The following is a 20,027-nucleotide window of genomic DNA, read 5'->3' as shown; positions in this document are numbered from 1 at the left end:
AGGGCGCGCACGTGCGCACACCCGATCAAGGATAGGGCCACCGCCCATGCACGGTCAAGCGTCGGCGGTGCACGACGAAGGGGCCGACCTCCCGGTCGGCCCCTCGATGTCGCGTCAGCTCAGCTGCCGGCCATCTGCTCGTCGAGCGACTGGATCGCCTGCATCATGCCGCGCAGCGCCTCACCCATGTCCGAGATGCCCTCGATGGCCTGCTCCAGGCCCGTCGTCAGCTCCTCGTAGCCCTCGCCGAACTTGCCCGACGCGTGCTGCGTCTTGAAGTCCTCACCCAGCAGGGTGTCCACCTGGCTCTTCAGGTCCTTCAGGACCCCCGAGATGTCCTCACGGCCGGTGTCGAGCTTGCCCGCCACCGACTCCATCTCGGCGTAGGAAGCACCGAAATCGCTCATAGCCGTCTCCTCATCGAATCGAGTTCTGGGGCCCGACCGGACCACCTGCGAGCAAACCTACGGAGCGCACACCGGGAGCGCGATGGGGAGAGGTGCCCATGCCCCGACCGACGGGCCGCCGCGTCAGCGGCCGAGCGTCGCGCCGAGCCGCCCGAGCTCGACGTCGAGCGCCGCAGCCGCCTCGTCGGGGCCGATCGCGCCGTGCAGTCGCAGCCACTCGACCGCCGCCCGCCGGTCGGCCTCGAGCTCGCCCCGCACCGCGGGGTCGAGCTCGCGCACGGCCGCCGCGGCGGCCTCGGGGTCGGGTCCGGCGCTCGTCGCGCGCTCGCCCCGCGGCCGCGCGCGTCGAGCGAGCACCGCGTGCAGCGCGCCGATGCCGGCGCCGACGAGCGCGACCGCGAACCACGCCTGCCACGCCGGCACGTCCTGCCGGTCACCCACCACGGCGATGCCGACGGCGGTGAGCACGCCCAGCACGGCGATGCCGGCGCCGATCGAGCCGCCGTCGCCGCCGGAGCGGCCGCGCACGGTGCGCAGCAGCAGCACGACCTGCGCGAGGCCCGCGACGACCATCGCGATGCCGGCCACCGGGATCGCCGTGGCGCCGTCGACGTCGACGCGGCCGAACGCGTCGCCCGCGAGCGTCGCGAGGCCCCAGATCGGCGCCCACACCACCGCGAGGCCGACGACCGTCGCGAGCAGCACCGCGATGCCGAACCCGAGCTGCCAGCCGCGGCCCTCCGTGCGCACGACGCGCCCCGCGACGCCGAGCGACCGCAGCGCCGCGGGCTGGTCGCGCAGCACGCGGGCCTCGAGCTCCGCCCAGTCCACCCGCGCCCCGCGCGGGCGCTCGCGCACCCACTCGCTCGCGGAGCGCCGGCCGCTCACGCGTCGTCCTCCGGCGCCCAGCTCTCCCCCACCTCGAGCCCGAGCCGCTCCGGCAGCGCGAGCGCGCGCATGGGGCGGCCGTCGACCTCGATCACGAGGTCGGCCGCGAGCGCTCGCGCGTCGTCGAGCAGCGCGGGCAGCAGCTGCGGCACCGTCGGCTCGAGCGTGACGAGCACGTCGACCTCGTCGCCGGCGAAGACCGCCTGCCAGCCGACCAGGCCGTCCTCCGACTCGCCGGGGATCGGCGCGAGGTGCAGCCACTCGCATCCCGCGCCCATCGCGCCGTCGATGCGGTCGATGCGCGCCGCCCCGCTCGACGCGAGCCGCGCGGCGACCGCCTCGAGCCCCTCGGCGTCGTGGGTCGAGACCCGCACGACGCCGGCGATCGGGGCGTCGTCCGGCCACAGCTGCAGCGCGAGCACGTCCTGCGGCGCGCGCTTCGACAGCGCGTGCTCCACGGTCGCCCGCACGAAGGCAGGCTCGGTGAGCTCCCAGTGGGCGCTCGCCGCGACGCCGGCCTCGGTCGCGGCGTCGAGCCACGCCTCGCGGTCGAGCGGCTGGTCGAGGTGGGGCAGCACGATGCAGCGGTCGGCGTCGGCGTGGGCGAGCGCCGCGACGGACCGGCGGCTCACGCGCCGGCCTCCGAGCGCCGCCAGCGCACCGTCGACACGTGCGCGTCGAGCAGCAGCCTCGTGGCGGCGAGCAGCCGGTCGTCGGGATCGATCCCGGGCGGATGCGGCATGACGGCGCTGAGCGCGAGCGCCCGGCGGCGCCGCGTCCCCGGCACGGGCGTGAAGTAGTGCACCGTCGTGACCCCGAGCCGCACGCCGTCCTGCGAGACCTCGTCGGTCGACTCGCTGCGCACGAAGCGCCGGTCGCCGTCGAGCGCGGTGGCGCCGCCCGCGATGAGCTGCGCCATGTGGTCGTCGAGCCCCTGCTCCGCCGAGAGGATCGTCGCCGTGATCGACGCCGGCACGAAGGGCGCGTCGTCACCGCTCTCGAGCTGCAGCATGATCGCCTCGCCGCGCACGCGGCGCAGCTCCTCGAACGCGCGGTCGATCGACGCGCGCACCTGCGCCCAGAGGTCGGGCCGCTGCGCGGTGAGGAAGCGGGCGCGCGCCTGCGCGAGCAGCGCGTCGCGCGACGCGTCGCTCGCGTCCATCCGCACCCAGCCCGCGGGGAGCGTGATGTCGAACTGTGGATCGGTCGCGCCGAGGGCCTCGCGCAGGGAAGTCGTCACGCGCGAGAGCCTAGCCAGCGGGGCTGAAGAACCGGGGCCAGAGGCCCTCGCCCGTGCCCCACGACAGGCCCTGGTTGACGCGCCCGAGCTGGTTCCACCAGACCGTCACGAGGATCTCCGCGCCGTTCGTCATGCCGCCGATCTTCGCCGCGTCCTTGCCCGTGAACAGGCGCGCGATCGAGTCGACGAGGCGCCCCTGCTGGCCGTGGTTGCGCGCGAAGTGCGAGAAGCCGTTCTTGATGCCCTCGCGCATCGAGCCGCTGAACGCGTACGCCGCGCGACCCGACCCGATCACCTGCGACACCTCGGTGCGCAGCGCCGAGCGGCCGGGACCGGTGAGGAGCCCGCCGAGCGTGTCGTCGGCGATGCCCTTGAGGCCGTCCTTGCCCTTCGCGAGCTTGCCGAGGCTGCCGATCGGCAGCACGCCGATCGCCGCGATCCCGACGTCGAGCAGGTCGGCATCCTTGCGGCTGTACTGGTAGAGCGTCAGCACGAGGGTCGCGACGGCGACGATCGCCGCGAGCGCGGCGACGATCGGGCCGCCGATCACGAGCGCGGCGATGGCGAGGGCGATGCCCACCCACTTCAGCACCTGCAGCGCCCCGGCGACGAAGCCGTCGAGGTCGTCCCAGAAGGAGTCCTTGATCTTGCCCGCGAGCACGTCGCCCACGCGGTCGGTCGCCTTCTCGAACGCCGACTCCCAGGAGTCGTAGTCGTCGTCGAAGCCCTTCGCCTCGGTCTCCCAGGCGGCGTAGGCGAGGCGCTTCGCCTCGTCCTCGGCCGCCTGCTCCGCGGCCTCGGGGCTGTCGGCCTCGGGCTCGAACCAGCCGCCCGTGCCACGCGGCTCGAGCGAGCCGGGGAGCGACACGTACGCCTCCCACAGCGTCTCGCAGCGCGCGACGTGGCCGTCGATCGCCGGCTGGTCGGTCGCGAGCGCGACGCCGTAGTCGTAGACGACCGGGCCCGTCGGGCGGTACAGCTCCCCCGCCTCCTTGAGCGTGCCGTGCACGTCGCCGACGCCCTGGCGCAGCGTGTCTGCCGCCTTGCCCTTGAGGCCGTCGGTGCCGTCGGCGAGGCTCTGCAGCACCGTCGCGCTGTCGATCATCATCTGGCCGAGCTGCTCGATCTCGAGGCCCCGCGTCTGGATGCGGCCGGGCTTGCCCTCGACGCGCTCGATCCTGCGGCCCTTCGGCGAGTGTTCCATCCAGCTCATCGTGTGCTCCTCGAAGGGGTAGGGATGCGGGCGGTCGTCGGTCGGGCGGGGATGCGCGCGGTCATGACGTCGTCGTCATGCCCGCGGCGGTCTCGACGTCCCAGTCGGTGAAGCCCTCGATCACGCCCTGCACGTGCGCCTGCACCTGCTTGATGCCGTCGCGCAGCTCGTCGCGCTTGTCGTCCCAGCGGTCCTCGAAGTCCTCGACCGCCTCGCGCAGGTCGTTGCGGCCGAAGGGGTCGCCGATCGCGTCCTCGAGCTTGTCGGCGCGGCTCTCAGCGGCGTCGAACTCGGCCACGATCGCGACGAGGTAGTCGTTGAGCGTGCTGAGGTCGCTGAACTTGATCAGGACATCCATCGGGTCTCTCCTTGGCTTCGGCCGTGGTCCACGGCCCGGATCCAACGTATGCAGGGCGGCGCATGCGCGCCATGGGGAGGACTGCCCGGGCAGCCGCCCCCGACCTGATGAGGACCCGGCGGCGTCGCCGGGCCCTCATCGTCGGTCGTGCGTCAGCTCAGCTGCCGGCCATCTGCTCGTCGAGCGACTGGATCGCCTGCATCATGCCGCGCAGCGCCTCACCCATGTCCGAGATGCCCTCGATGGCCTGCTCCAGGCCCGTCGTCAGCTCCTCGTAGCCCTCGCCGAACTTGCCCGACGCGTGCTGCGTCTTGAAGTCCTCACCCAGCAGGGTGTCCACCTGGCTCTTCAGGTCCTTCAGGACCCCCGAGATGTCCTCACGGCCGGTGTCGAGCTTGCCCGCCACCGACTCCATCTCGGCGTAAGAAGCACCGAAATCGCTCATTGGCCCGTCCCCTTCTGATCTGCTCCGTCGACCCGTCCGGGCCACTCGAGCATCACGCTACGCATCGGATCCTGGGCGCGCGATGGGGAGGAGTCCCCATGCCGCGCGCTCATTCCGAGGCCGTCACGGGCTCCGCCGTCGGCACCTCGACGACCGGGGCGGGGCGCCGCGCGGCGCTCTCCGGCACGAGCGGCACCTGCACCGTGACGGCGCGGCCCTGCTGCACGAAGATGCCGCGGCCCTCTGGGAAGTCCGAGCGCTTGACCTTGGGGAACGGCACCTTGAAGACCGAGTCGCCGTCGTAGGCGTCGGGCTTCAGGATGATGCCCTTGCGCCCGGCCTTGAAGTCGCCGATGAACCCGTAGCCACCCGTGACCTGCGTGACGTCGGCGTCGCCGACGAGCAGGTGGTCGCTCCGGTTGATCGCCTGGAAGAGCTCCTTGAGCGCGCGCTCCGCGTCAGAGTCCGCGAACTGCGGCACGTTCTCGACGACGATCATGATCCGCCCGGGGATCGTCTCGTCGGCGACGATCTCGGCGAGCTCCTTCGCGAGCTCCTTCGCCGCATCCGGCCGGGTGACGCTGCGCACCCACGGGCGCCAGTCGTGCAGCACCGAGCGGCGGCCGCCGAAGTGGAACAGCTTCACCGCCGGGTCGAAGCGCTCCATCGCGACGACGAGCGCCTTCATGGCGTTCGTCTTGCCCGACCCCGGAGGGCCGGCGACGATGAACGTGCCGATCGGATCGAAGTCGCGCGCCGCGAGCGTGTCCTCCGCGACGCCGATGACCGGCAGGTCGTCGACGCGGTCGGGCAGCTGCTCGAGCGCGAGCCGGGTGGGCAGGGCGCCGATCTCCTCGACGTCCTTCGCGCCGTGCTCGCGCAGCGACTGCGCGAGCTGCGCCATGAGCTTCGACTGCTCGGCGACGTTGGGCGTGCCGCCGAGCACCGCCACCTGCATCTCGAGGCCGTCGACGATGCCCCTGCCGGGCGCCGACCGGTCGTCGAGCACGTCCTTGGGCGCGCCCACGAGCATGTAGCCCGACTCGTCCGAGAGCCGCAGCACGACGCGGCGCGAGATGTTCGAGCTCACCGCGGTCGGCACGGCCCCCGAGCGGTCGGCCGTGGCGATCGCGTGGATGCCGAGCGGCCGGCCCTCGCCGAGGATGCGCATGAACACCTGGTAGAACGGCGAGCGGGCGCTCGTCACCTCCCAGTCGGCCTTGAACTGCGGGAAGTTGTCGAGCAGCAGGAAGATGCGCGAGGCGCCGGGGTCGACGAGGTCGCGGTACTCCGTCAGGTTGGCGGCGTTCGCGGCGGCGAACGCCTTGCCGCGGCGGTCGAGCTCGCGCCCGAGCGAGCGCAGCAGCCGCTGCACGCGCTCGGCGTCGTCGCCGGCGATGATCGAGCCGACGTGCGGCAGCACCTCGAGCGACTTGAGCGCGCCGGAGGCGAAGTCGAGCCCGTAGACCTCGGCGCTGCCGAGCTCCGGCCGCATGCCGGCGGCCGTGCCGATCGTCTTCAGGAGCGTCGACTTGCCCGAGCCGGACGTGCCGTAGACGAGCATCGAGCCGTCGCGGTCGGGCAGGAGGTGCACGGGGTCCTGGCGCTGGCGCTCCGGCACGTCGGCCTTGCCGAGCACGATCTTCGCGTCGCCCTCGATGGGCAGGTCGCGCAGGTCGACGGTCGCGGCGAGGTCGTCGAGCCACGGGCGCCGGGGCGCCGGGATGCGCGCCTGCTGCGTCGCCGCGATGAGCGTGCGCACGATGCGCTTCTGGTCGTTGGGGCCGAGGTCCTCGTCGTGCGCGTCCGACTCCGGCGCGGTCTCGGGCTCCCAGCGCTGCTCGGAGCCGAACCGCAGCTCCGCAACCTTCACGTCGGCGACCTGCACCTCGTCGGGCCGGGTCCAGCCGCCCGCGTAGGCGGCCTGGAAGGGCACGAGCCTGCCGGGTCCGGTCTTCGCGATGCCGCGGCCGGGGATCGAGGGCGGGAAGGACGCCGCGATCGTGTCGTCGACGACGTCCTTCGAGTCCGACTCGTCGGCCATCCGCAGCGCGACGCGCAGGTTCGTGTTCGCGCGCAGGTTGTCCTTGATCACGCCGGCGGGGCGCTGCGTCGCGAGGATGAGGTGGATGCCGAGCGAGCGCCCGCGCTGGGCGATGTCGACGACGCCGTCGACGAACTCCGGCACCTCCCCCGCGAGCGCGGCGAACTCGTCGACGACGAGCACGAGCGCGGGCGGCGTCTCCGGGTCCTGCCGCTTCTCGAGCTCGAGCAGGTCCTTCGCCTTCTTGCGGTTGAAGAGGTGCTCGCGGTGGTGCAGCTCGGCGCGCAGGCTCGTGAGCGCACGACGCACGAGGTGCGGGCTGAGGTCGGTGACGAGGCCGACGCAGTGCGGCAGCTCGACGCAGTCGGCGAAGGCCGAGCCGCCCTTGTAGTCGACGAAGAGGAAGGTGACGCGGTCGGGGCTGTGCGCCGCGGCCATGCCGAGCACCCACGCCTGCAGGAACTCCGACTTGCCGGAGCCGGTCGTGCCGCCGACGAGCGCGTGCGGCCCCTGCGTGCGCAGGTCGAGCGTCATCGCGTCGGTCGCGCCCTGGCCCATGATGGCGCGCAGCGTGCCCGACTTCTTGAGCCGCGGCTTCGTGCCGCCCGAGCGGTCGAGGATGGTGTTGTTCTGCCGCCAGCGGTCGATCACCGCGCCCGGCTCCTCGGCGAGGTCGGGGCCGACGAGCGACAGGAAGGACACCTGCTCGGGGATGTCGGAGGAGTCGTTGATGACGATGCTCGCGTCGACCACCGGAGCGAGGCGCTTCGCGAACATCTGCATGTACTCGCCGGAGACGCCCTCGACGCGGGCGCCCTCGTAGTCGACACCGGAGCGCACCGTGCCGACGCGCGCCGCCTCGAGGCCGCCGCTCACGTCGACGAAGCTGCGGCAGACGGCCGGGAGCGACTCGACGGTCGGCGCGACGAACACGCCGTAGACGCCGACCGCTGCGCCGCGCTCGAGGATCTGGGTGAGGCGCGGCCGGTCGACCGGGGCGTCGTTCGTCACCACGAGCACGACCGAGGTCTGGATGCTCGTGACGGTGTCCTTCGCGGCGCGCTCGACGTCGGAGCCGTAGCGCATCGGGTCCCAGTCCTCGTCGAACGGCGTCTTGCGATCGGGCGCGGCCTGCTTCGACCGGCCGAGCACGAGCTCCTCGAGCGCGTTGAGCAGCGCGGTGCCGGCGGTCGCGGAGTCGGCGAGCGGCATCTGGCTGAACGGGCTCGTCTCGCTCGTCGTGTGCGGCAGCCACTTCATCCACTCGAGCTCGCTGGTCCACGCCGCGTCGCAGATCGCGACCGTCACGAGCTCGTTCGGCGCGTGCAGGCCGTAGAGCTGCACGGCCAGGCCGCGCAGCGCATCCGCGGTGAGCGACTTCGGCCCGGCGATGCCGATCGACCCGACGGCCGAGAACGACTCGACGATCGGCACGTCGTCGACGTAGCGGTAGCGCTCGCGCAGCCGGTCGACCCGCTCGACGTAGTCGGGCAGGCCGTCCTGGATCTCGTCCTCCTTGATGGAGTTGCGCGACTCGGCGCGGCACGTCCCGAGCCGCACCGAGAGGAAGTTCCAGTGCTCGGGCCTGCGCGTCCACAGCATCGGCCCGAGCCGCATCGCGTGCTCGAAGACCTCGGCGACCGGCGGCACCTCCATGCCGCGGACCTGCTCCTCCTTGGGCTTCTCGCGGTAGAGCAGCTCCTCGAGCTCCTCGTACCGCGACTCGAACATCTGCACCTCGAACTTCTGCTTCTGGCCGTTCTGCGTCTTCATGTTGATGAAGTTGCCGAGCAGCATGAGCGGCGTCATGAGGGCGATGAGGATCGAGCGCGGGTTGTTCGTCATCGCGAACATCGCGCCGGCGAGCAGGATCGGGGTGACGAGCATCGGCCACGGGAAGAGCCGCTGGATGATCTCCTTCGGCATCCGCGGGCCCTTGAAGTCAGTGCCGGGGTAGCGCGCCTCGACGCGCGGCGACCGGTTGAACATCAGGGCGCCGCCGCGCTCGAGCACGGGGTCGGGGCCGGATGCGTCGAAGGCGCCGGCGAGCGACACGGTCAGCTCGGTGTCGCCGATCGTGAAGCGCGCACCGGGGACGACGCGCAGGCGCGAGACGAGCCCGCCGTCGACGAGCACGCCGTTCGCCGAGTTGAGGTCGACGACCTCGATGTGCGCCCCGACCTCGATGCGTGCGTGGCGCTTCGAGACGAGCTGGTCGGCGAGCACGATGTCGTTCGACGCGTCGCGGCCGATCGTGGCGTGGCCGCGCCCGAGCTGGAACTCCTGCCCGGCGAGCGGACCGCTCACGGCGCGCAGCACCGCGACGACCTCGAGCGCGCTGCCGGCGGGCCCGCCGCGGCGCACGCCGCCGGCGCCGAGGTTGACGACCTGGGTGTGGAAGCCCGAGCCGATCGGCGCCTCGCCGATGAGCGCGTCGGGCTGCAGCTGCACGAGCGCCTGCTCCGTCGGCGGGGCGACCGCGAGCGAGAGCGTGTCGGTGTCGGCGAACGGGATCGAGCGCGCGGGGTCCGCGAGCGCGATCTGGCGCGCGACGTCCTCGACGGTCGCGGTCGAGTCGGCCGTGATGACGACGTCGGTGGGATCCGTCGCCGTCCGGTGCAGGGTGAGCTTGACCTTCACGTGGCTCCGATCAGTCCTGGTCGTCCGCCGCGCGGAGCGCGGGGTCGTCGAGCAGCGCGAGGTCGCTCCGGGTGACGAGCTGCGACGAGACGGCGTACTCGACGAGCCGGGCGCGGCGGTTGCTCGCGAGCTTGCCGACGCCGCCCCGCAGTCCCTGCACGCCCATCCGGTCGAGCTTGTCGCAGACGTTGTCGAGCTTGCGGTTGAAGCGGCTCATGGTCCAGCCGAGCCGCTCGGCGGCGGCGCCGCTCGAGGGCAGCTCGCTCACGCCGACGCCGTCGCGCCGCAGCATCGGCTCCGCGAGCGCGACGATGAGCAGCTTCTGCAGCTCGGTGAGGCCGACCGGCATGACGGTCGTCTCGCCCGAGGAGCGGCGGCGGTGCTCGGTCGACATCGCGAACGCCGCGTCGTCGGAGTGCACGCCGATCTCGTAGGTCGTGGGGCCGGCGGTGAAGACGATCGAGCACTCCGAGAAGACGATCGGCAGGCGCGCGCCCGGCGACAGCCATGACTGCACCGCGCCGCTGCCGCTCGAGATCGTCGCCGACAGCCGCGATCCGACGTTCGACAGCCACCAGAGGCCGTCGACGTGCCGCAGCTCGAGGAACGCGCGGTGGAGGTACTGGTTGTCGTCGACGGTCAGGTCGCCCTCGCGGCCGATGACGAAGGGGCGATCGGGGTCGAGCGTCATCCACTCCCCCGCGAACTCCAGCTGCAGCTGCGGGGCCGGGTCAGCCATCGACGCACCCTCTCGTGTCGGTGGAGGCGCGCCCGTCGGCGCGCACGAGGCTCACGAGGATGCACGACTCCCCGTCGGGGTCGCGCTCCAGCGTCACCGACGGCGACGGCACGGTCGAGGTCACCGGGTCGGCGCCGCTGCGCTCGTAGCGGTACTGGAAGGCGTCGCCCTCCTGCGGCTGCGGGTTGGTCCAGCGGAAGACGACCGTCTCGCCGGTGACCTCGCCCGCGACCGCGATGGGGGCAGGTGGCCGCTGGGCGGTCTGCGGGCCAGCGACCGTCTGCGTCGGGTCGGCGGCCGGCGGCGCCTGTCCGCCCGCGGCGAGCGCCATCCACACGATGCCGCCGCCGACGAGCACCACGACGGCGCTGCCGATGATCGTGGCGAGCGTGCGCCGGCGGCTCGCGGGCGCGGCCGGCTCCAGCGGCGCCTCGGGCGACGGCGCCTGACCGGGCACGGCCTGCCCGGGGCGCGGGCGGCGGACCGTCGCGTCGGTCGGCGCCTGCGTGCCGACCGGCGAGCCCGCCCTCGGCGAGCTCGCGTGCGGGTCGATCGAGACCACCCCGCGGATGCGCGTGGCGCCGCCGTCCTCCTCGTCGACCGCGTCGGGCTCGAGCGCGTCGTCGAGCACGTCGAGCGGCGTGACGGGCAGCGCCATCTCGGCCTCGACCTGCTGCAGCGCGCGCCCGAAGGCGACGGCCGTCGCGTAGCGGCGGGCGGGGTCGGGGTCCATCGCGGAGGCGAGCACGGCCTCGAGCCGCGGCGGCACGTCGTGGCGGGCGAGCGGCGAGATGTCGCCGCGCTGGCACCGGTCGATGAGGTCGACGCTCGTGTTGCTGCCGCCGGGCAGCTCGAAGGGCGTCCTGCCGGCGAGCAGCGTCCAGAGCGTCGCCGCGAGCGAGAAGACGTCGGACGCGGGGCTCGAGGCGGGCGGGTCCTGGAAGGCCTCGGGCGGCGACCACGGGATCGACATGCCGCTCGCGTCGTCGCCGGCGCCGGCGCTCGTGGCGATGCCGAAATCGGTGAGCGCCGGCCGGTTGTAGGCCGTGACGAGGATGTTCGCGGGCTTGATGTCGCGGTGCAGGATGCCCGCGCGGTGCGCGGTCTCGACGGCACCCGCGATCTGCACGCCGAGCGAGAGCACCTCGGGCACGGCGAAGCGGTCGCGGCGGTAGCGCACGCCGAGGTTCGGCTTCGAGCAGTACTCCATCGCGAGGAACGGCCGGCCGTCGGGCGCCACGGCGGCCCCGTAGATCGTCACGATCGACGGATGCGTCGACAGCTGGGCCATGACGTTGGCCTCGTGCCGGAAGTTCTCGATCAGCTCGCGGTTGACCGCGTCGGGCAGCAGCACCTTGATCGCGACCTTCCGCGACGGGAGCAGCTGCTGGTACAGGAAGACGTCGGCGAAGCCACCGGAGCCGAGCAGCGACACGTAGTCGTAGCCGGGCAGCGCCGGGGGCGCCGATGGGGCGCGCTTCGGGCTCACGAGGTCTGCCCGCTCGACGCCGGCTCGATCGTGACGACGACGCCGTCGCCGAGGTCGAGGCGGTCGCCGAGCTGGAGGATGGTCGCGACCTCCGGCCGCAGCCGCTGCGGCGCCGCGCCCTCGCGCAGCAGCAGCGTGCCGTTCGTCGAGCTGAGGTCGACGCCCACGAGGTTCCAGTCGTCTACGCGCAGCTCGAGGTGGCTGCGCGAGACGTCCTCGTTCGGGCTCTCGACCGTCACGAGCCGCGGCACGCGCCCGTCGGGCGCGCGGCGGGAGCGCGGTCGGCGACCGAGCACGACGCCCCGGCCGAGCGGCACGCGCTCGCCGGCCGGCAGCACGACGACGGCGACCTCCGGGCGGGGGCGCTGCGCGGCCGAGCCGTCGGCGACGGCCGCGCCGCACTGCGCGCACTGCACCGTGCCCGGCGCGTTCACGTGCCCGCTCGGGCACAGCGTCGAGAGCACGAGCGGACCGGTCGCGGGAGCACTCGGCTGCGCCGGCTGCGCCGCCTGCGCGGCGGACTCGGCGGCGCTGGCGCGCTCCTCCTGCAGCCGACGGGCCTGCTCGGCGGTGATCGTCATGCCGTCGTGATCCCCGTCCGCCGCGAGCGGTGCCGGCGGCGCTGCGGGCGCGGGCGCGGGCGCGGGCGGCGCCGGCCGGGTCTCGGGCGGGGCCGCGCGCAGGTCGACGGCGGGCCGGATGAAGCCGGGCACGGAGTCGATGAGGCCGCCGATGGGGTTGGGCTCGACCGCGCGCGGCGCCTCGGGTTCGGGCTCGGGCTCAGGCTCAGGCTCAGGCTCAGGCTCAGGCTCGGGCTCGGGCTCAGGCTCGGGCTCAGGCTCAGGCTCAGGCTCGGGCTCGGGCTCGGGCGCAGGTGCAGGTGCAGGCGCGGGTGCCGGCACCGCCGCCGCGGGCGTCGGCTCGATCGCCTGAGGCTCGACACGCTCGGGCTCGACCCGCCGGGGCTCGACCCGCTCCGGCTCGATGCGCTGCGGCTCGATGCGCTGCGGCGCCGCGGCGGGCGGCAGCGTCTCGCCGAAGGCGCCGGTGCGCGGCTCGGCCTCGGCGACCGGCGGCGCGCTCCGCGCCTCGGGAGCCGGCGGTCGCGGGGCGGCTCGCACGGCCGCGACGCGCACGACGCCGCCGTCGAGCGGCAGCACCTCGCCCGCGAGCGCGCCGAGCCCGCCGGCGGTGATCGTCGCGGCCGGGTCTGCGTCGTCGAGCGCCCAGTCGGCGCCGAACCGCTCGGGCAGCTGCGCGTCGTCGGCGGTCGCGGGCACGCCGTGCCGCCGCAGCAGCGCGCGGCGGTCGTCGAGGTCGACGAGTCCGAGCAGCGCGGCCGGCTCGGCGTCGAGCACGGTGCGCAGCCCCTCGAGCGAGTCGACGGCCGCCGCGGCGTCGTGCAGCGCCCTCGCCCGCACGGGTGGCAGGTCGCGCTCGCACACCAGCACGACGCGGCCGGCGGCGATGCACCAGGCCTCCCCCGGTGCGTACTCGATCCGAGCGCTCACGGGCGGGCCTCCCTGGGGACGGTGTCGTCGAGATCCGGCACGTGCGTGTCGAACAGGTCCTCGTCGGCGATCGCCACGGCATCCACGTCGACGACGACGATCGAGACGTTGTCGGGCGCGCCGGCATCGAGCGCTCGGCGCAGCAGCAGCGCGGCCGCGGCGGCGGGCGACGCGACGTCGCCGAGGATCTCGGCGATCTCGACGTCGTCGACCTCGCCGGTCAGGCCGTCGGAGCACACCAGCAGGCGCTGCCCGCGCTCCGCCGGGCGCAGCCACGCGTCGGCCGGCTGCCGCTCACCGGCGCCGAGCGCGCGGGTGATGACGTTGCGGTGCGGGTGGCGGCGGGCGTCCGCGCGGCGGAGCGCGCCGGTCTCGACGAGCTCCTGCACCACGGAGTGGTCGATCGTCACCTGCTCGAGGCTGCCCTGCTCGTAGAGGTAGGTGCGCGAGTCGCCGATGTTGAGCACGAGCCAGTGCGCGACGCCCGAGACGTCGACGAGCACCGAGCCCGAGAGCGTCGTGCCGCCGATCTCCTCGTCGGCGGCGCGCGCGCTGACCTGCTCGAACGCGTGCTCGACGGCCGCCTCGACGCACTCGACGTCGGCGAGCGTGCGGCCCTTGAGGCTGCGGAAGGCCTCGACCGCGAGCGCGCTCGCCACGTCGCCGGCCGCGTGGCCGCCCATGCCGTCGGCGACGACGAAGACCGGGAACGACGCGAAGACCGAGTCCTCGTTCACCGTCCGCCGCATGCCGGCGTGCGTGGCGCCCGCCCAGCGGAGCGAGATCGACGGATGGCTGAAGCGGAACTCCCCGATCGCGCTCATGCGGCTCCCTCGATCGTGAAGGTGCGGTCGCCGAAGCGCACGACGTCGCCGGGCACGAGCGCGAACGGCGTGCCGGGCTCGAGCTGCTGCTCGACGCCGCCGCGCACGACGGCGGAGCCGTTCGTGGATGCGCGATCGACGACCGCGAGCGGCGCGACGGTCACGAGCACGTGCGTCTTCGAGACCGTGCGGGTGTCGTCGGCGAAGGGCAGCAGGTGCTCGACGACCTCGCCCGCGCTCGGCGACGGGTTGCGCCCCACGAGCGCGGCGCCGGTGAGCGCGAAGCGGTCGCCGGTGTCGAAGGCCAGCGTGGCGACGGCCGGGCGGCCGGCGGACCTGGCGCGGGTCGCCTCGAGGTCCTCGTCGTCGGCGATCTCGACGCGCCGCACCGTGCGGTCGTCCACGTCGTCGATGTCGGGCTCGATGACGGTCTCGTCGCGGATCGTGCTCGCGACCGGCGCACCGCTCCGGGTGGCTGCCGAGGATGTCGCCGCCGAGGGCGTCGCCGAGCTCGTCGGCGCTGCGGCCGCCGGCATGGCGGCGGGTGCCGGGCGCGCGAAGCCGGGCGCGCTGTCGATGATGGGGCCGCCGATCGGCGCGGACGGCGCCGAGGCCGGGGCGGGCGCGGATGCCTGCGGCGTCGCCGGCTGCGGCGCGGCCGCGCCGCTCAGCTCGCCGGGGCGGTAGCCGCCGAGCCGCGCACCGCCCGCCGGCATGCCCGGCACGGTGTGCGACGGCAGGTCGGCGGCCGGCTGCGACGCGAGCCCCACCTGCTCGGTGCCGAGCTGCTGCGGCCTCGCGGCGCCGACGACGCCCGAGCTGATGCGCGCGCCGGGTCGGTAGGCCTGCGCGAGGCTGTCGGCCGGGGTGGCGAGCGACGGCAGCTGCGACTTCGCCGCCTCCGGCGCCGCCGAGACCGTCTTCCGCGCGATGCGCATCTTCTTGTCGTGGTACGGATCGAGGCCGTCGTTGACGTCGACGAACCAGGTGCCGCCGACCTTGTCGAGCCAGCCGCGGCCGCGCTTCTCGCGGTCGAGCAGCGGCGAGGCGAAGAACAGCACCGGCCCGACGACCGGCACGAGGAACACCGCCCACAGCACGAGGCCGCGGAGCACCGCGCGGCCGATGCCCGGTCGGGCGAGCGTCGCGACGTTGACGCTGCGGATGCCCGTGAGCGCCTTGCCGAGCGTCACGCCCCTGCGGCCGTGGAGCACGAGCTGGACCACGACGAACGCGATCGTCAGCACGGCGGATGCGGCGGTCGCGATGATCATCCACACGAGGTCCGGGTGGCTCGCGAGCCCGTAGGGCTGCAGCGCGCCGGTGGCGACCTTGACGAGCGACGGCAGCGCCACGAGCCAGTAGGGCAGCTGCAGCATGCTGAAGATCGCGAGCTCGATGGTCGTGGCGAGCGCTCGACGGCCGAGCGGCGCCGGCTTGAGCCCGAGCGCGGCGGCGTAGGCCGGGTCGGGCCGTCCGTCCTCGTCGAGGCCCTCGACGACCTTCCGGCCCTCGTCGATCTCCCAGATCATCGGCGTCTCCGCTCTCTCCTCCGTCGGGCGAACGACCGCAGCGACAGCCTGCCGAGCAGTCGTCGCCGCGCCGACGTCTCGGCCCGCATCCCCTTGACGCTGCGCTCGACGTCGAGCCAGAAGGCGTCGACCTCGGCCGCGTCGGGATCGCCGGGGCCGAAGACGCCCTCATCGACGAAGTCGCCGATCTCGGTCGCTCTCGATCGAGGGTAGCGATCCTCCACCACCGCGGCGACCTCGCGCCGGGTGACGCCGGCGGGCACCGGCAGGCCCAGGTCGACCGCCTCGTCGATCACCTCGTGCCACCCGCCCGACAGCCGGTCGCTCTCGCGCTCCGCGCGGCGGCGGCGCTTGCGGCGGGCCGCCTTGAGCGCCCCGACGACGAGGAACGGCAGGAGCAGCAGCACGAGCAGCAGCAGCACGCCGCCCGCGATCCACAGCCACAGCGTCCACGACTCGTCCTCGAGCTCCTCGTCGTCCTCCTGGCCCTCGTCGGCGACGGTGTCCGGCGACATCTCCGCCGGCTCCTCGGGCGGCTGCGGCGGCTGCAGCACCTGCGGCTTCGGCTCCGGCTGCGGCTCGGGCTCCGGCTGGATGTTGTCCTGGTCCTCGGGCGGGGTGGCATCGAAGCGCACCCAGCCGAGACCCTCGAAGGGCACCTCCACCCACGCGTGCATGTCGCCGCCCGTGAGCTCGACCGGCTGGTCGCCGCCCGGGAAGCCGTCGTCGGGGTAGAGCCCCATCACGACGCGCGACGGCACGTTGATGCGCGACAGCGCGAGCGCGAAGGCGACGGCGTACTGCTCGTCGTCGCCGACGAGCACCTCCTGCTCGAACATCGACTGCACGCGCGAGGCGCCGTGCCCTGCGAGCGACGGGATGGTGTCGTCCTCGAGCCCGTGGCTGAAGCTGCCGGCCTGCATGAGCCGCTGCATCGCCTGGATGTTCTCGAGCTGCGTGCGGCCGCTGACGCCGTGCTCGACGACCCACGCCTGCAGCAGGTCGGGGACGATCGCCGGCGCGGGCACCTCCAGGTCGGTGACCGTCGCGCGCTCGAGCTCCTCGGGCGACGGCTGCGCCGGCACGATCGCCTCGAGCTCGTAGGCGTCGCCGGCGCCGAGGCCGTCGAGCGCGATCGCCGTGCCCGTCTGGCCGTTGTAGTGGAGCGAGCCCTGCAGGTCGTCGGCGCGCGCGCCCTCGAACCGCAGCGCCTGGATGAAGCCGACGTCGGGCACCCAGATGCCCGAGTAGTCCTGCACCTCGACGCGCACGGTGGCCGGGTCGCCCGACTGCTGCACGAGCACCTCGTCGCCGATGCGCGCGAAGGAGCCAGAGCCGCTCGACTCGCGCGATCCAGCGACGGCGAAGACCGTGCCGTCGTAGTGGTCGAAGGTCGCGAGCCGCAGCCGGCTCTCCTCGGGCATGCCGGTGACGGTGAGGAGCGTCTCGTCCTCGAAGCTCTTCAGCCAGTTGCGGTAGCCGGCGAGCGGGCTCGGGTACTCGGCGAGCTCGACGGGCGGCTCGACGACGTCGCGGAGCACCGCGCGCTCGTGCGGCTGGATCGGGATGCTGACGAGCCCGGCCACGAGCAGCGCACCCGCGATCATCGCGACGGCGCCGCGGGTGCGCTCGCGACGGGCGCGACCGCGGTGCCGCGTGTCGTTCGTGACCTCGACCTCGTCGTTCAGCCCCGTGCGCCACCCGGCTCGACGCCAGGCGCACCAGGCGACGATCACGCCGGCGACGACGATGCCCAGCACGACCGGCCAGAACGCGATCTTCGTGCCGAAGGCGATGCCGACGACGAGGGCGACGACGCCCGGCAGCATCGCGAACGGCGCGCCGCGGCGGAGGCGCAGCGCCAGCACCGTCGCGAGCGTCGAGCACACGAGCATCGTCAGGAACGGCACGACCAGCAGGCTCGGGAAGCCCTCGGCCGGCGGCTCCGCGGTGAGCAGGCCCTTCCAGGAGTAGACGACGCCGAGCAGCAGCTCGCGCCACGCCTCGAGCGTCGGGACGACGCCGGCGATCGTCGAGCGCGGCACGGCGAGCGCCGGGCCGAAGACGACGAGCACGAGCATGACGCCCGCGACGGTCATGAGCCAGCCGCGCAGCGGGCGCAGCGACGTGGCGACGCCCACGCCGATGCCGAGCACCGCGGCGCCGAGCCCCGCCACGAGGTAGGCGGTGCCGCCGAACACGGGCCCGAACGAGAGGGTCGCCGCGAGCATGACGAGGAGGACGGCGGCGCAGTCGATCGCCGCGTGCACGGGTCTGCGCGGCAGGAGCCGGCCGGGGCGCGCGTCGCTCACTGCAGCCCCACCCCTCGCATGATGCGCGGCAGGTCGCTCACCGAGCCGAGCGTGGCGAGCGACACGTCGCCGATCGGCTGCAGGCGCGGCTTCGCGCCCTTGACCACGGTGAAGACGATCACGCGCGCCTGCGCCGGCAGCAGCGTGCGGGCGCGGCGCACGAGCGCGGGATCGACGGTCGCCCCGGCGTGCAGCATGATCACGGAGGCGCCCGCGTGCTCGCGCGCGATCGTGGCCGCGAGGTCGAGGAAGCGGTCGTGCCGCGGCGACCAGTCGACGCCGGACAGCGCGTCGAGCAGCCGCTTGCCGGTCGTCGCGGGCAGCGTGCCGCGCGAGGTGCGCACGACGAGGTCCGTCTCGTCGCGCACCGCCTGCAGCCCGACGGAGCCGAGGATCGAGATGGCCGTCTCGAACTCGAGCGGGTCGGCGTAGTCGTCGACCGCGGTCGAGAGGCCGAGCGCGAGCACGCTCCTGCGCGTCTGCTCGAACTGCCGCACCATGAGCTGGCCGGTGCGGGCGGACGACTTCCAGTGGATGTAGCGGCGGTCGTCGCCGGCGACGTAGTCGCGCAGCGCGTGGAAGGCGATGTCGCTGTTCGTGAGGTCGCGCGTCGTGATGCCCTCGAGGTCGCGGATGAGGCCGGGCGCGGTCTCGTCGAGCTGCACCGTCTTCGGGTGCACGTAGAGCTCGACCGGGTCGGTCCACTTCACCTGCCGGCGCAGCAGGCCGACGGGGTCGCCGCGCACCGAGCGCACGGGCCCGACCTGCAGGATCGTGCGGCGGCTCGTCGGGATCGCGAAGACGTCCTCGTGCACGTCGCCGGGGCGCATCCTGGGCAGGTGGAACGAGGCGAGCGCGCGTCCGACCGGCACCTCGATCGTGGCGGGCAGCAGCGGCTTCTGCGAGGCGGCGTGGATCTCGATGCGGCCGAGCGCCCGCTCGCCCACCACGACGCGCGTGTAGGCGAGGTCGAGCTCGATCCGGTAGCGGTTGCGGCCGATGATGAAGGCGATCGCGGCGAGCAGCAGCAGCGCCCCGGCGATGCCGATGACGATGAGCTCCTTCCAGCCGAGCGCGATCCCGAGCACGAGGGTGCCGACCGTGCCGATGAGCACCGCCCAGCCGAAGCCCGTGATCGGCTCGAGCACGGGCCAGACGACGCGGCGCACCCAGCCGGTGGCCCGCTTCGCCCCTGCGGCGACGACCGACTCCTCGCCGACCAGCCGATCGCGGGCGCGCTGCAGCGGCGTCCGGTCGCGCTCGACCACCCGCCGCAGGCGGGTGGTGTCGGACGGGCCGGTCGCGCCGAGGGTCGTCCGGACAGACGCGCCGGTCGACGTGCCGGTGTCGGGGTCAGGTGCGGGGGTCGAGGTCGCCCGCGGGGGCGCCTGCGTCATGCAGCGTGCTGCCGGTCCTGCGGCGCCGAGACGTCGGCGACGGCGCGGTCGATGATGCGGTCGCCGGTGACGCCCGAGAACTCGGCCTCGGGGTCGATGACGACGCGGTGCGCCCAGACGGGCTGCGCGAGCTCCTTGACGTCGTCGGGCAGCACGAACGCGCGGCCCTTGCTCGCCGCGAGCACCTTGACCGCGCGCACGAGCGCCATGGCGCCGCGCACCGAGACACCGAGGCGGGTGTCCTTCGAGTCGCGCGTGTGCTCCGAGAGCTGCGCGACGTAGTCGAGCACCGCGTCGTCGACGTGCACGGTCGCGGCGAGGTCGATCATCTCGGCGATCGCGCTCGTCGTGATGACGGGCTGCACGGTCGACGACGCGTTGCGGTTCGCGGAGCCGGCGAGGATGCGCACGGTCTGCTCGCGACCGGGGTAGCCGATCGACGTCTTCATGAGGAAGCGGTCGAGCTGCGCCTCGGGCAGCCGGTAGGTGCCGGCCTGCTCGATCGGGTTCTGGGTGGCGATCACCATGAAGGGCCTGCCGACGCTGTAGGGCGTGCCGTCGACCGTGACGCGGCCCTCCTCCATCACCTCGAGCAGCGCGGACTGCGTCTTCGGGCTCGCGCGGTTGATCTCGTCGGCGAGCACGATCGACGCGAAGATCGGTCCCTTGTGGAACTCGAACTCGCCCGTCTTCTGGTCGTAGACGGTCACGCCGGTGACGTCGGAGGGCAGCAGGTCGGGCGTGAACTGGATGCGGTGGTTCGTGCCCTGCACGGTCGCGCCCATCGACTTCGCCAGCTGCGTCTTGCCGGTGCCGGGCGCGTCCTCGAGCAGCAGGTGCCCCTCGGCGAGCATCGCGGTGAAGGCGAGCCGGATGACCTCGTCCTTGCCGAGCACGACGGTGCCGACGTTGTCGACGAGCCGGGTGAACGTCTCTGCGAACCAGGCTGCCTGCTCGCGGGTCATGGTGGCGCTCATGCGCGGTCCTT

General features: G+C 73.7%; 16 protein-coding genes. All 16 read right to left on the bottom strand.

Features of this window, described 5'->3' with window-relative positions:
- Nucleotides 1-119: 119 nt before the first annotated feature.
- Complete coding sequence (locus tag EDD26_RS06865) at nt 120-407, bottom strand: WXG100 family type VII secretion target (protein ID WP_123697022.1); 288 nt, start codon at nt 405-407, stop codon at nt 120-122.
- 123 nt (nt 408-530) lie between these two features.
- Complete coding sequence (locus EDD26_RS06860; protein WP_170165558.1) at nt 531-1,295, bottom strand: hypothetical protein; 765 nt, start codon at nt 1,293-1,295, stop codon at nt 531-533.
- Nucleotides 1,292-1,927, bottom strand: a complete 636-nt coding sequence (locus EDD26_RS14650) for a hypothetical protein (protein WP_170165557.1) — start codon at nt 1,925-1,927, stop codon at nt 1,292-1,294. The genes EDD26_RS06860 and EDD26_RS14650 overlap by 4 nt, the downstream gene beginning before the upstream one ends.
- Nucleotides 1,924-2,535: a hypothetical protein gene (locus EDD26_RS06855; protein WP_123697025.1), complete on the bottom strand. Its 612-nt coding sequence runs from the start codon at nt 2,533-2,535 to the stop codon at nt 1,924-1,926. The genes EDD26_RS14650 and EDD26_RS06855 overlap by 4 nt, the downstream gene beginning before the upstream one ends.
- A gap of 10 nt (nt 2,536-2,545) precedes the next feature.
- Entirely contained in the window at nt 2,546-3,748 is a 1,203-nt protein-coding gene (locus tag EDD26_RS06850; RefSeq protein ID WP_148058713.1) for a hypothetical protein, read from the bottom strand.
- A 61-nt stretch (nt 3,749-3,809) separates the two neighbouring features.
- A complete protein-coding gene (locus EDD26_RS06845; protein ID WP_123697023.1) occupies nt 3,810-4,106 on the bottom strand; it encodes a flagellar protein FlgN in 297 nt (98 codons plus the stop codon).
- Between the two features lie 157 nt (nt 4,107-4,263).
- Entirely contained in the window at nt 4,264-4,551 is a 288-nt protein-coding gene (locus EDD26_RS06840) for a WXG100 family type VII secretion target (RefSeq protein WP_123697022.1), read from the bottom strand.
- 109 nt (nt 4,552-4,660) lie between these two features.
- Nucleotides 4,661-9,235 carry a type VII secretion EssC family protein gene (locus tag EDD26_RS06835; protein ID WP_123697021.1) on the bottom strand — a complete coding sequence of 1,525 codons (4,575 nt, stop codon included), beginning with the start codon at nt 9,233-9,235 and terminating at the stop codon, nt 4,661-4,663.
- 10 nt (nt 9,236-9,245) lie between these two features.
- Nucleotides 9,246-9,974 (bottom strand): FHA domain-containing protein, encoded by a 729-nt coding sequence (locus EDD26_RS06830; RefSeq protein ID WP_425453410.1) that lies wholly within the window; start codon nt 9,972-9,974, stop codon nt 9,246-9,248.
- Nucleotides 9,967-11,463, bottom strand: a complete 1,497-nt coding sequence (locus EDD26_RS06825) for a serine/threonine-protein kinase (protein WP_123697020.1) — start codon at nt 11,461-11,463, stop codon at nt 9,967-9,969. Before EDD26_RS06825 ends, EDD26_RS06830 begins: the two co-directional genes overlap by 8 nt.
- Entirely contained in the window at nt 11,460-12,974 is a 1,515-nt protein-coding gene (locus EDD26_RS06820; RefSeq protein ID WP_123697019.1) for an FHA domain-containing protein, read from the bottom strand. The genes EDD26_RS06825 and EDD26_RS06820 overlap by 4 nt, the downstream gene beginning before the upstream one ends.
- Nucleotides 12,971-13,798 carry a PP2C family protein-serine/threonine phosphatase gene (locus EDD26_RS06815; protein WP_123697018.1) on the bottom strand — a complete coding sequence of 276 codons (828 nt, stop codon included), beginning with the start codon at nt 13,796-13,798 and terminating at the stop codon, nt 12,971-12,973. Before EDD26_RS06815 ends, EDD26_RS06820 begins: the two co-directional genes overlap by 4 nt.
- Complete coding sequence (locus EDD26_RS06810) at nt 13,795-15,330, bottom strand: RDD family protein (RefSeq protein WP_123697017.1); 1,536 nt, start codon at nt 15,328-15,330, stop codon at nt 13,795-13,797. Before EDD26_RS06810 ends, EDD26_RS06815 begins: the two co-directional genes overlap by 4 nt.
- A complete protein-coding gene (locus EDD26_RS06805; RefSeq protein ID WP_123697016.1) occupies nt 15,327-17,642 on the bottom strand; it encodes a transglutaminase TgpA family protein in 2,316 nt (771 codons plus the stop codon). The genes EDD26_RS06810 and EDD26_RS06805 overlap by 4 nt, the downstream gene beginning before the upstream one ends.
- On the bottom strand, nt 17,639-19,039 hold the full coding sequence (locus EDD26_RS06800) for a DUF58 domain-containing protein (RefSeq protein WP_123697015.1): 1,401 nt from the start codon (nt 19,037-19,039) through the stop codon (nt 17,639-17,641). Before EDD26_RS06800 ends, EDD26_RS06805 begins: the two co-directional genes overlap by 4 nt.
- Nucleotides 19,036-20,016 (bottom strand): AAA family ATPase, encoded by a 981-nt coding sequence (locus EDD26_RS06795; RefSeq protein ID WP_123697014.1) that lies wholly within the window; start codon nt 20,014-20,016, stop codon nt 19,036-19,038. The genes EDD26_RS06800 and EDD26_RS06795 overlap by 4 nt, the downstream gene beginning before the upstream one ends.
- Nucleotides 20,017-20,027: the final 11 nt, after the last annotated feature.

The sequence above is a fragment of the Agrococcus jenensis genome (assembly GCF_003752465.1).
GTDB classification, from domain to species: Bacteria; Actinomycetota; Actinomycetes; order Actinomycetales; family Microbacteriaceae; genus Agrococcus; species Agrococcus jenensis.
Note: the sequence above shows the minus strand (reverse complement) of the source record. Positions and strands in the feature narration are given on the sequence as shown.

Coding starts and splice junctions, on each gene's coding strand:
- EDD26_RS06865 (WP_123697022.1), bottom strand. CDS start 407: ATGAGCGATTTCGGTGCTTCCTACGCCGAGATGGAGTCGGTGGCGGGC.
- EDD26_RS06850 (WP_148058713.1), bottom strand. CDS start 3,748: ATGAGCTGGATGGAACACTCGCCGAAGGGCCGCAGGATCGAGCGCGTC.
- EDD26_RS06845 (WP_123697023.1), bottom strand. CDS start 4,106: ATGGATGTCCTGATCAAGTTCAGCGACCTCAGCACGCTCAACGACTAC.
- EDD26_RS06840 (WP_123697022.1), bottom strand. CDS start 4,551: ATGAGCGATTTCGGTGCTTCTTACGCCGAGATGGAGTCGGTGGCGGGC.
- EDD26_RS06830 (WP_425453410.1), bottom strand. CDS start 9,974: ATGGCTGACCCGGCCCCGCAGCTGCAGCTGGAGTTCGCGGGGGAGTGG.
- EDD26_RS06815 (WP_123697018.1), bottom strand. CDS start 13,798: ATGAGCGCGATCGGGGAGTTCCGCTTCAGCCATCCGTCGATCTCGCTC.
- EDD26_RS06810 (WP_123697017.1), bottom strand. CDS start 15,330: ATGATCTGGGAGATCGACGAGGGCCGGAAGGTCGTCGAGGGCCTCGAC.
- EDD26_RS06800 (WP_123697015.1), bottom strand. CDS start 19,039: ATGACGCAGGCGCCCCCGCGGGCGACCTCGACCCCCGCACCTGACCCC.
- EDD26_RS06795 (WP_123697014.1), bottom strand. CDS start 20,016: ATGAGCGCCACCATGACCCGCGAGCAGGCAGCCTGGTTCGCAGAGACG.